The organism is Streptomyces sp. NPDC059866 (assembly GCF_042731325.1).
GTDB lineage: Bacteria > Actinomycetota > Actinomycetes > Streptomycetales > Streptomycetaceae > Streptomyces > Streptomyces flavusporus.
Window position 1 is genome coordinate 81,704 of sequence record NZ_JBHWJT010000026.1, and the last position, 11,826, is coordinate 93,529.

Consider the following 11,826-nt stretch of genomic DNA (forward strand, 5'->3'; position numbering starts at 1 on the left):
GGCGGCGCCGTTCGTAGCAAGGTAGAGGATCGTTGAACGATCCCTCAATACTCATGTTGTTTCGTTCTTGTATCTGCGGTTGAATTCCGGGCATGGCAGAGCAGCTGACCGGACTGGCCGACGACCGCGCCCTCCTGGGGCGTACCAGCACTGCCGAACGGGTCTCGGACATCCTCAGGAGCCGCATCGCCGAGGGGTACTTCCCGCCCGGAACCCGGCTGTCGGAGGACAGCATCGGCGGAGCGCTCGGGGTCTCCCGCAACACCCTGCGCGAGGCGTTCCGGCTGCTCACACATGAACGTCTGCTGGTCCACGAGCTGAACCGCGGCGTCTTCGTGCGGGTCCTGGCCGTGGAGGACGTCGAGGACATCTACCGCACCCGACGGCTCGTCGAGTGCGCGGTCGTCCGCGGTCTGGGCGAGCCGCCGTACGGCCTCGACGGCCTCGCGTCGGCGGTGACGCAGGGGCAGCGGGCCGCCGTCGAGAATGACTGGAAAGGCCTGGGTACGGCCAACATCCACTTTCACCGGGAGCTGGTCGCGCTCGCCGGCAGTGAGCGCACCGACGAGCTGATGCGCAGCGTCTTCGCCGAACTGCGCCTCGCCTTCCACGTCGTGGACGACCCGCGCCGGCTGCACGAGCCGTACCTCATGCGCAACCGCCAGATCCTCCAGGCGCTGCAGGCGGGGGACCGGGTCGAGGCCGAGCGGCTGCTGGAGACCTACCTCGACGACTCGCTCGAGCGGGTCGTGGAGGTGTACCGGCGTCGGGTGGGCGAGGACGACTAGAGCGTTCACCGTCGTCGGTGTGACAACCGTGACGCAGGGGCGCATCTGCGTCGTTTGGGTCGTTGTCAGACCGAGGACCTAATCTGTGCACCGTGACTTTGCCTGCATCGACGGACAGTGTTCCGCCCCAGTTCAGCGCGGGGCCGCGACCCGCTCCGGGTCCGGCCGCCGACGAGGGTCTGGCGCGGCGGCTGCGCGCGCTCGCCTGCACTGCGCCGCTGCACGATCTCGATGCGCGCAAAGCCAACCTCGCCGGTGAGTACGCGGTGTACGGCATGGCGGAGGTCGCCCTCGCGGCGATCGACCTGGTCACGCTGAACATGGACTTCGACACCGGCGCCGACCACGACCAGGTCGTCGCCCGGCTCCTGCCGCGCATCGCCGCGCAGGCCCCGCAGCGACCCGTCGCCGAGCACGAGCGGGTGGCCCGCTGGGTGCTGGAGAACCTGATCAACGTCGGCAGCGTGGACCGCGGATTCCGGGCGGTGTACGGCACATTCGCACCGGATGGGACGTATGTCCGGCGTGACTACGACTTCAAACTGATCGAGGAGGTGCCGGGCCCCGGTGGCAGCGTCTATCTCCGTACGACGGACGAGGCGGTCAACGTCCTCGTCGGCGCCCTCGACACCGACGTCACCAGCGCGCAGATCGCCGCCGAGGTCAAGCTGGAGGTGCTGATCAACCGCGGTCGGCTCGCGGACGCCCAGCTGGCGGCCGAGCAGGCCCGCTACCGGACCGTGCAGTACTCGGAGACCCTCCGCAGGGCGCTCGAGGCGACCCGGCGCAACGTCCGTGCGGTGGACTGGCTGAACACCGTGCCCGACATGATCGCGGAGGCGCTCGACCACGTGGCAGACCGCTATCGGCACGAGAACGCGATCCTCACCAACATCCGCAGGGCGCGCGACGAGTCGGAGGACCCCGAGCACAAGCGGCGGGCCGCCGAACTGGTCGACATCGTCAAGGACTGCATCCGTCGGCACACCCAGTTGCAGTCGCGGCTGCTGGAGGCCGGGCCGCTGTTCCGGGCCGAGCAGGACCGGCAGGCCTTCGCCGCGCCGATGGCGACGTCGGGCATAGACCTGTACGGCCATCTCGTCGCGCCGGTGCTCCCGTTGCCGCTGGAACAGGCGATCCGCGTCACGGACGCGTTCTTCGCGCGGGGCACCGGACTGCGCACGCCGGTGTCCGTTCGGATGGGGGACCTGGTGGACCTGCTGCTGACTCCGCCGCTGGAGCGGGAGCATCTGGGGGCCGAGATGCCGGAGCCGGACCTGATCGCGACGCCGGACGACAGCCGGTTCAGCGAGGAGCAGTTGGCGGCGGCCACGGAGTTGCTGGACCTGCCGGCGGATGCGCCGCGGCGGTTGTCGGGGCTGTTGGCTCAGGCTCGGCGGCGCGATCCCGACCTGCCCTATCTCGTCGCCCTGCTGGCCGTCCACGCGGCCAGCCCGCCGGTCGGCACGGCCTACCGGCAGGGGGAGGAGAAGCTGCTGTTCGCCGTGGACGACGGGACCGAGCTGGACGACCCCGAGTTCGGCGGGGCCGATCTCATCGTCGGTACGGCTCTGCTGGATGCGGCAGGGATGGCGGCCGACAGGACAGAGGCGGCATGAGTACGTACGAGCACCAGCGCAGCGAGGAGCACCGACCGTGAGCGAGAACGTCGACCGGAGTGAGCCGGAGGCCGGTGCCCTGCCCGCCTCCGCCGCCGTCACCCCTGCCGACGCCGCCGACGCGGCGCGGCTCGTGGCGTTCGGACTGCAGCCGAAGCTGCTGCCCGCACGGGACCAGGAGTACGCGGATCTGCTGCGCCGGTACCGGGAGGATCCGGCGTTCGCGCGGCTCGCGGACGCCGTCGCCACCGGGCTCGGGCTGGTCGTGCTGGAGGTGTCGCCGCGAGCGGGGATGGCGGTGACCGCGGCAGAGGACTCGGTGTTCGCCGTTCGCATGGGCGACTACGCGCGGCGCACCGCTGCCGACTCCGGGGACCGTTTCTTGCACGGGCTCGCACATCTCGCCGTGGCGGCCATGGCATTTCCGCGGCCCGAGGACCTGGCCGACGACGGCTACATCGGGCGCGTGACGGTCAACGGTATCGACGCCTTCGTGCGCCAGGCCTGCCGGCGGCTGGAGGAGCGGGCGGCCGAGCAGGGGGAGAACACCGACCCCGCCACGGACGTGCCCGGGCTGGAGGCCGCGTGGCGGATCTGGGTCAGACGCAGTGCAACGGGTGCCACGAAGGACGCGCGCCGGCTCGCGGGTTCCACGACCGGCATCGTCGGCAAGGCCGTGGCGTTCCTCACCGACTCCGGGTTCCTGCAGCGCACCGGCGACGACAACGGCGGGACGTACCGGACGACCGCCCGCTACCAGCTCCAGGTGCGCGACATGGCGGGCAGCGCCGCCATGGCCGAGCTGCTGGACCTGGGCGTCGTCCCGGTCACCGACGGCACGCCGACGCTGCTGCCCGCCGAGGACACCGACGACCTGGAGCTGGTGGCCGACGCCGGGCTGCCGTTCCACTCCGCCTGAACTCCCTTTCCCCTGACGAATTCCTGACGAAGACTGACGAAGGCTTACGAGAGTCCGCCATGTACGAGCTGTCCCGGGTCCGCCTCTACTCCATCGGGCCCGCCGGTGCGCGCTACGCCGACACCGTGCTTGACCTGCGCGGTGTGGGCGAGCCCGTGCCCGACCCCGCGCCCACCCAGGCGGAGTTCTTCGAGGAGGAGCCCGTCGGTCCGCCGCGTCGGCCCGCGCCCGCCGGTGTGCTCTTCCTGGAGAACGGCGGCGGCAAGTCCGTCCTGCTGAAGCTGATCTTCTCGGTGATGCTGCCCGGTCACCGGAACACTCTGGGCGGTGCCAGCTCCGGAGTGCTGCGGAAGTTCCTGCTCGCCGACGACTGCGGGCACGTGGCGCTGGAGTGGCAGCATGTGCAGACCGGCGAGTGCGTCGTCGTCGGCAAGGTGAGCGAATGGCGGGGCCGTCAGGTCTCCAACGACCCGCGGAAGTTCGCCGAGGCCTGGTACTCCTTCCGTCCCGGCCCCGGACTCACGCTGGACAACCTGCCCGTGGCCGAGGCCACCGCCATACGGCCGCCCGCCGAGGGCCAGTCCGGCGCGCAGGGCCGTCGGCGCACCATGAAGGGCTTCCGGGACGCGCTCACCGAGGCGGGCAAGGCGTACCCGCACCTGGAAGTCCACTGGGAGGAGATCCACGACCGGTGGATCGAGCACCTCGGTGACCTCGGCCTCGACCCCGAACTCTTCCGCTACCAGCGGGAGATGAACGCCGACGAGGGCGAGGCCGCCGGCCTCTTCGCGGTCAAGAAGGACTCCGACTTCACCGACCTGCTGCTGCGCGCGGTCACCGACACCCGGGACACCGACGGGCTCGCCGACCTCGTCAGCGGCTTCGGCAACAAGCTGGGGCGGCGCGCCGAGCTGATCGCCGAGCGCGACTTCACCGCCGGGTCGGTCGACCTGCTCGGGCGGATCGTGGAGGCCGCCGAAGCGCGTGCCCGCGCGCGTGACATCCACGCCGGCGCCGAGCGGCGGACGCGGACGCTGGCCCGGCGGCTGTCCGCGCGCGGCGCCCAGGAGAGGGTGCGGGCCGCCGACCTCGCCCAGCGGGTCACGGCCGCAGCCTACGCGGTCACCCACGCCGAGTCGGGGCGCGAGCGCAGCGCGCTGATCACCGCCGAACTCGCCTACCGGCACGCCTCGTTGGCGCTGGCCGCGGCCGAGAAGTCGGCGGCCGCGCAGAAACGCGAGCTCGCCGACGCACGTACGTTGCACACGGCCTGGCAGGCCGCCGAAGCCGTGCTGCGGCACCGCGCCGCCGCCGACCGGGTCGCACGCGTGGCCGCCGCCATCCAGGAGGCCGAGCGGGACGCCGCCCCCGCGCTGGCCGCCCGGACCAAGGCCGCCGTCGACCTCGTACGGGCCCTGCACATGGCCGCGGAGAGCGCCGAGGCCCTCGCCAACGAGGAAGAGGAGCGGTCCGCGGCGTTGCAGGAGGTCAGCGAGTCCGCATACCGGGACTCCACCGCCGCCGCCACCGAGGCGCAGCGGGCCCGCAGCGAGACCGGGCACCTGCGTCAGCGCCTCACCGAGGTCGAGCAGGAGACCGCCGAGGCGGTGCGCGCGGGCTGGCTCGACGACAGCGCGCCCGACGCCGATCCGGCCCGCGCGGCCCTCGCGGCCAGCGATGCCGAGAAGTCGGCGGTGGCCGCCTGGGACACGGCGCGTGAGGTGTCGCGCCGGGCGAGCGAGCACGCGCGTGAGGCCGCCTCGGCGGAGTCCCGCGCCGAGCTGACGGCGGCCCGCGCGGCGGACGCGGCCTCGGCGGCCGAGCGGTCGTACGAGGCGGAGCGCCGTATCGCCGAGGGGCTGGCCGCGGAGGAGCGGCTGGCGGAGCTGCTCAGCCTGCCCGGCTCCGGCGGCGCGGCGTCCGGGGGCGGGGCCGGGCGACAGGGTTCCGGAGACGGTGTACCCGGTGCGCCGTCGGAGGCCGCGGACGGCCTCACCGGCAGCGCTCCAGCGGCCGCTGCCGACGCAGCCGACGGCACGGACGTGGCCGACACTCCGTCGCGCCGCCCGCGCCAGGACGCCCGCAGGGCTCCGCGCCCCCTCGCCGAGGGCGCCCTCACGGCCGAGGAACTGGACCGATTCGCCGACGAGTTGCGCGAGCTGCTCGACGACGCGGTCTCCTCGGCCGAGCGGCAACTGTTCGAGCTGAGGACGGCCGCCGCCGACGACGCCCGGATCCTCGGTGCGCTCGGTGACGGCGGGCTGCTGCCGCCCGGCCCGGACGTGCTGGCCACGGTGGAGTACCTCGGTGAGCACGGCATCCCCGCGCTGCCCGGCTGGCGCTATCTCGCCCAGGCCGTCGATCCCGCCGACCACGCGCGCGTGCTGGCCGCGCGTCCGGAGCTGGTCGACGGCGTGATCATCACCGACCCGGCGTCGCACGCACGCGCCCGGGAGGCGCTGAGCGACGCCGCGCTGCTGCCTCGCTCCGCCGTGGCGGTCGGCACGGCCGCCGCCCTGCTCGCACCCACCCCGCCCGCCGACTCGACCCCCGGCGACGTGTTCCTCGTCCCGCCGAACCCGGCCATGCACGACGAGCACGCCGCCGACGAGGAGCGGCAGGCGCTGCGCGCGCGGGCCACCGAACGGGACCAGGGGATCCGCACGCTCGCGGCGCGGCTCGGCAAGGATCGTGAACTGGCCGCACGCCTTGCCTCGTGGCGTACGGGCTGTCCGGCCGGCCGGCTGGTCGAACTGGCGCAGGCCGCCCGGGAGGCGCGCGCCTTCGCCGAGGAGGCCGAGGCCGAGCTGACCGAGGCGCGGACCGTGCGGGCCGAGGCCGAGGAGGCCGCCGCGGAGGCCGCGCAGGTGCGCGAGGAGCGGCAGGAGGCCGCACAGAAGGCCCGGCGCGCCGCCGACGCCCTCGCCGGGCTGGCCTTCCGGCTGCGCGAGCGGGCCGGCTGGCAGGTGAAGCTGCGTGAACTCGCCGACGAAGCCACCGAGTCGGAGGCCCGCGCCCAGGCCTGCCTGGAGCGTGCCCGCGCCGCCGACGAGGACCGGCGTGCCGCCCAGCGGGCCGCCGACGACGCCCGCCGCACCGCGCGTGCGCTGCGCGCCGAGCGCTCCGAGATCGCCGGCGCCCCCGATGACGTACCGGAAGACGCCACGGACGCACCGAAGGCGGCCCTGCCCGCTCTGCGCGAGGCCTATCGCGCAGCATCCCAGGTGTACGAGAAGGTCGGCGTCGGCGCCGACCTGCGGGCCGAGCAGGCGCGCGCGGAGAGCGACGAGAGCGCGGCGCGCGCGGAGCTGGACCGGCTGAGCAACAAGGTCCGCACACGCGCGGAGCAGCTGCTCGAGTCCCCCGACGGTTCCGACGGGCCGTCCCGGCAGTCCGCCGCCGCGCGCGCGGAGGAGCTCGTACAGCTCCTGGAGACCCGGATGTCCAGCGCCAGCGAGCACCTCGGCCGGCTGCGCGGCGAAGCCGAGCGGCACGCACCCGAGGACGGCGACACGCACACCGAGCTGCCCGAGGACCTTCAGCCCCGCGACGCCGAGCACGCGCAGGCGCTGCTGCGCACGGCGGCCTCCGAACTGGCCTCGCGCACCGAGGCGTTGACGCAGGCCCGGGAGGCGCACGCCGAGCTCCTCGACGCCCATCGCGCCGCGGAGGACGCGGCCGGCGGCTTCGACGAGATCGCCGCGCTGCTGCGCGACCTGCTGCGCGAGCACGCCGGGGACGAGGAGCAGGAGGCGCCGGAGCCGTACCCGGGCGGCCTCGAGGACGCCCGGCAGTCCGCCGCCGAGGCACGCCGGTCCCTGCGCGGCTGCGCCGCTGACCTGTCGGCCGCCGAGGCCGCCGTCCGAGAGGCGAGCGACATCCTCGTCCGGCACGCCAACTCCACCCGCTACGAGCAGGTGCGCACCCCCGCCCGGCAGCAGATCCGCGAGCTGCCCGCATCCGCGCTGCCCGAGCACGCCCAGAAGTGGGCCGATGCCTTCGCGCCCCGACTGCGCGTCCTCACCGACGAGTTGGCGCAGCTGGAGCGCAACCGGGACTCGATCGTGGACCGGCTGCGCGGGCTGGTCGACTCGGCGCTGGCCACCCTGCGCTCGGCGCAGCGGCTGTCCCGGCTGCCCGAAGGGCTCGGCGAGTGGTCCGGGCAGGAGTTCCTGCGCATCCGCTTCGAGGAACCCGACCAGGCCACCCTCACCGAGCGGCTCGGCGAGGTCATCGACGAGGCGACCCGGGCCGCCGTCAAGAAGAACTCCGACCTGCGGCGGGACGGTATGTCCCTGCTGCTGCGGGGCGTGGCCGCGGCACTCCAGCCCAAGGGCGTCGCCGTCGAGATCCTCAAGCCGGACGCCGTCCTGCGCGCGGAGCGCGTCCCGGTCGGACAGATGGGCGATGTGTTCTCCGGCGGCCAGCTGCTCACCGCGGCCATCGCCCTGTACTGCACGATGGCCGCGCTGCGCTCCAACGACCGGGGCCGCGACAAGCACCGGCATGCCGGCACACTGTTCCTCGACAATCCCATCGGCCGCGCCAACGCCACGTACCTGCTGGAACTCCAGCGCGCCGTGTCGGACGCGCTGGGCGTCCAGCTCCTCTACACCACCGGCCTGTTCGACACCACGGCACTAGCCGAGTTCCCGCTGGTCATCCGGCTGCGCAACGACGCGGACCTGCGCGCGGGCCTGAAGTACATCAGTGTGGAGGAACACCTCCGGCCGGGACTTCCGCGTGAGGCTCCCGCCGGCGAAGCCGGGCACAGCGAGATCACGGCGACGAGGATGTTCAAGCGACCGGCCTAGTCATCCGCGTACGAGCTGTTGACCTCCTTGTGGCCGGATCTCAGTCTGCCGGCGGGGCGGTGAGCGGGGCGGCGGTCTCCAGCTGGTGCTCGGCGAGGACGCCGGTGCGGTGGCGCTGGACGAACCAGTAGTAGGCGAAGCCGCCGCCCGCGATGATCGCGACGAACAGCACGGCACCCCACTGCAGGTACCAGTGGAACGGGGCCGTTGCGTTGTAGACGGAGGCCCGCGGCCAGATCAGGTTGACCGTCATGACCGCGCCCCACACCACCGCGCCGATGTTGACGGGCAGTCCCCAGCGGCCCAGCGAGAACCTGCCCTCCGCCGGCTGCCACTTCCCCCGCAGCCGGGCCACCAGCATGGGCGCGGTGACGCCGAGGTAGGCGAGGTAGATCATGATGATGCCGATGCTGGTGACGACGGTGAAGATCTGCGGCTGGCGGATGTTGACCACGAGGATCGCGAGCGCGAGGACCCCGATGATCACGGCTGGCAGCACCGGCGTCTGGAAGCGCGGGCTGACCCGGGCCATCAGGGAGGACGCGGGCAGGTTGTTGTCCCGGGCCATCGCGAACGCCAGCCGGATCGCCGCCGTGTGGACGGCCAGGGCGCACACCGTGACCGCGATCAGCACGCACCACAGCATCGCCTTGCCGGCGGTGGGGCCGAGCACGTCGAGCACGATGTACTGCAGACCCTCCGTCGACAGCTTGTCCCCGTTGAGAGTGGACACGCTCATCAGCGCGAGCAGCAGGACCAGTCCGCCCAGGGCGAAGGAGGCGACGATCGCCCGGATGATGGCGCGGGGCGCGTTCCGGGACGGGTCGAGGGACTCCTCGCCGAGGGAGGCGGCGGTGTCGAAGCCGTACATGACGTAGGCCGACGCCAGCGAGGCCACCAGGAACGCGCCCAGGTAGCCGGCCGAGTGGCCCGCGCCGGTGCCGGCGGTGTCCGTGACCACCTGCGGGCCACGCGTGATGTTCGCCGCGAGCAGCACGATCAGTACGACGGTGGCGATCAGCTCGATGAACACGCCGGCCGTGTTGATCCGGGCCATCAGCTTGACGCCGAAGGCGTTCACCACGGTGGTGAACAGGATCAACACCGCGGCCAGGATGACCGCGTTGGTCGCCACGTCGTAGGTGCCGGTGCCGTCCCCCACGAACTGGAACACATCAGATATCTGGGGAAGCGTCAGCTGGTAGGCCAGCGCCACGGCCGAGATCGAGACGATGGAGGCGACCAGCATCATCCAGCCCGCGAGCCAGCCCAGATGCGGATTACCGATCTTCTTCGACCAGTTGTAGACCGAGCCCGCGACCGGGTAGCGCGCTGCCAGCTCCGCGAAACACAGGGCGACCATGAACTGGCCGGCGAAGACCATCGGCCACGACCACCAGTAGGCGGGGCCGCCGCTGCCGTAGCCGAAGTAGAACAGCTGGAACGTGCCGGTCAGGATCGAGATGTAGCTGATCCCGGCGGCGAAGGTGTGGAAGCTGCCGAGGGTGCGCCTGAGTTCGGGTTTGTAGCCGAACTCGGCGAGTTCGGCGTCGTCGCGGCCGGGTTGTCCGGCGGGTGATTGCCGGGTTGTCGTCATGGGCGGGCTCCTGGTGGGGCAGGGGGACGGTGGGGAGTACGCGGCTCGTGCGGTGCCGGGATCAGTGAGGCGGGACTGAACCAGCTCTGGTGGAGGGCTCGGTGTTGCGCCAGATGCGCTTGATTTCGCGGTACTCGAAGAGCCCCGCCGACCCGCCATCGCGCCCGAACCGGACTTCTTGACGCCGCCCCACTCCGCCTGCGGGACGTACGGGTGGTAGTCGTTGATCCAGACCGTGCCCAGGCGCAGCCGCGACCCGCGGGCCCGGCCCTCGTCGCTCGTCCACGACCCCGACCGGCGAGCCGTCTGCGGACAGCGGATCTCACGGGTGCACTCGTCGAGGAGACGGCGCCACTCGCTGTCGATGAACAGGTCCGGCATGGCCGCCTCCCAGCCTCTCGACCAGCCACTCGTGGGAGGTCCCGATGAGGTGCTCGTGGGGGACAGCACACCGCTTTTGCGGTACGCGCGGGAACCCGTCGCCGACTGGGTCCTTTCACACGCCTCGAAGTCCTGCACGTTCACCCCGTGAAACAGCTCCACCGACTTCGACACGTCCGCCCCGACGCCACCACCTCCGGCGCGTACAGTCGGTCGCAGTCGACTTCCGTGCGGCTCTCGGCAAACGGGAACCCCCGGTGCAGGATGACGTGATCCGATACGAGATTGATGAAGACCGCTGCGTAGCCGTCGGCTAACTCTGGGAGGACATTGGTGAGTTCGGGATGGAACGTCGCGCAGTGGCAGCACTCCATGAAACTCTCGACGATCAGCTTCCAGTCCGCCTTCACGTCATAAGTGATGCGTTTTCCGAGCACGAGGTTCTCCGTGCCGTAGCGCTCGATGGCGGCCCGTCACCGATCCGCTCGACGGCCGCGCCCGTCACCGTCTCCTCAAAGGAGGGGGGGCGTCGGCGAGGCGCACCCCAGGCGTAGCGGAGCCACTCGCGCAGCGCCACCTTGATCAATCCGTACTCGACGTGATCGACGTCCGGCACCTTGATCAAATTGGGGGCGCACACTCTGTGCCAGGAAGGACGCGAGTTCGTGGGCGGGGAAGGGAGAGCGGAGTCGGCCGCACTCTGAGCGGAAGGGCCTCGGCGGAACAGACTGACCGCCGCCACCGGCGGGAGCCCGACGCCGCGGCTCCCGCCCCCGAGAACAGGTACCTCAGGGGTGCGACAGCTGTCCGGTGCCGCCCCGTCGGCGTATTCGCTGCTGCGTGCGCTCGGTGGCCCGTGCCCTGCGCCGAGCCCTGCGCCGTTCGCGGCGCAAAGCGCGTGCGGTGCTGCTCGGCATCGACACCACGCCGTTGCGCTGATTCCAGACCTGACGCGTCACCCATACGTCGAGCACACTCCAGGTCGCCACCACGGTGCTGACGACGCTGCTGATCACCATGGGGAACGCCAGCCAGGATCCGGCCATCGTGCACAGAAAGGCGATCATCGCCTGGATCAACGTCACGGCGATGATGAGCGCCGCCCGCACGGCCGCCGTCCGAACCGGGTCGGGCAGCCGACGGCGCTTCGCGGGCTCCTCGACCCACAACGGTCGGTAATACGACCGCCCTCGGCCTGCATCCGGCTCATCGGACCCCGCGACGCGGCCGTGTTCCGTCGCTCCGGTGCCCATACCCGCCGGAGCGTCACGCCCTTCCCCCGACAAGCCCGCGTCGGCCGCATCCCGCCCCTGCCTGGCCGCGCGTCGGCCCGCCGGCTCGGGTCCGCCTGCCGGAATGTCGCGATCCGGTGCCCTGGTGTCCCGCCGCTCCCTCACCCGCGCGGCCGTGCCGTCCGCGGGTGCCTCACGAAGCTCCGCCGTGCCCATCACCGTGTCACTCCCCACCGCCAGTAGACCGCTCGCCCCGGTCCGAAGACTCGACTCCCCAGTGGCTGCCCGGCTTGCGCTGTTTTACGCCGCCCGGGTGCAGGATGCGGCTCCTGTGGCCCATTCCGCCCCCATTTCCTGTAGAGAAGGACGAACGGTGCGCCCCGAAGATTCCCAACGAGCGAAAAATTCCGGCCAAACGCCCAGTCGTGCCGATCTGATCGGGTCTCGGGGCCGCGGCCGGAATCCGGGGGGCAATC

6 protein-coding genes and 2 pseudogenes are annotated in these 11,826 nt (G+C 72.0%); 4 read left to right on the forward strand and 4 right to left on the reverse strand.

All coding sequences use genetic code 11. The features are described from left to right. The first annotated feature begins 92 nt into the window (after nucleotides 1-92). The 4 genes from ACFV7R_RS34075 to ACFV7R_RS34090 all read left to right on the forward strand — a co-directional run bounded on the left by ACFV7R_RS34075 (nucleotide 93) and on the right by ACFV7R_RS34090 (nucleotide 8,140). Complete coding sequence (locus tag ACFV7R_RS34075; RefSeq protein WP_224737362.1) at nucleotides 93-788, forward strand: GntR family transcriptional regulator; 696 nt, start codon at nucleotides 93-95, stop codon at nucleotides 786-788. Nucleotides 789-880: 92 nt separating this feature from the next. After that, nucleotides 881-2,407, forward strand: coding sequence for a hypothetical protein (locus ACFV7R_RS34080; protein ID WP_385270371.1), 1,527 nt, complete (start codon nucleotides 881-883; stop codon nucleotides 2,405-2,407). Between the two features lie 37 nt (nucleotides 2,408-2,444). Further along, entirely contained in the window at nucleotides 2,445-3,326 is an 882-nt protein-coding gene (locus tag ACFV7R_RS34085; protein ID WP_385270373.1) for a hypothetical protein, read from the forward strand. Between the two features lie 59 nt (nucleotides 3,327-3,385). Further along, complete coding sequence (locus ACFV7R_RS34090; RefSeq protein WP_385270375.1) at nucleotides 3,386-8,140, forward strand: hypothetical protein; 4,755 nt, start codon at nucleotides 3,386-3,388, stop codon at nucleotides 8,138-8,140. 40 nt (nucleotides 8,141-8,180) lie between these two features. On the opposite strand, the gene ACFV7R_RS34095 is transcribed toward ACFV7R_RS34090, so the two are convergent. The 4 genes and pseudogenes from ACFV7R_RS34095 to ACFV7R_RS34110 form a co-directional block, all read right to left on the reverse strand. Continuing rightward, nucleotides 8,181-9,737, reverse strand: a complete 1,557-nt coding sequence (locus ACFV7R_RS34095; protein WP_385270413.1) for an APC family permease — start codon at nucleotides 9,735-9,737, stop codon at nucleotides 8,181-8,183. 201 nt (nucleotides 9,738-9,938) lie between these two features. Then, nucleotides 9,939-10,118, reverse strand: a pseudogene (locus ACFV7R_RS34100) (hypothetical protein); the annotation flags it as partial. Further along, a pseudogene (locus ACFV7R_RS34105) lies at nucleotides 10,060-10,758 on the reverse strand (SRPBCC family protein); the annotation flags it as partial. The pseudogenes ACFV7R_RS34100 and ACFV7R_RS34105, both read right to left, overlap by 59 nt. A 148-nt stretch (nucleotides 10,759-10,906) precedes the next feature. Next, on the reverse strand, nucleotides 10,907-11,566 hold the full coding sequence (locus ACFV7R_RS34110) for a hypothetical protein (RefSeq protein WP_385270377.1): 660 nt from the start codon (nucleotides 11,564-11,566) through the stop codon (nucleotides 10,907-10,909). Between the last annotated feature and the right edge of the window lie 260 nt (nucleotides 11,567-11,826).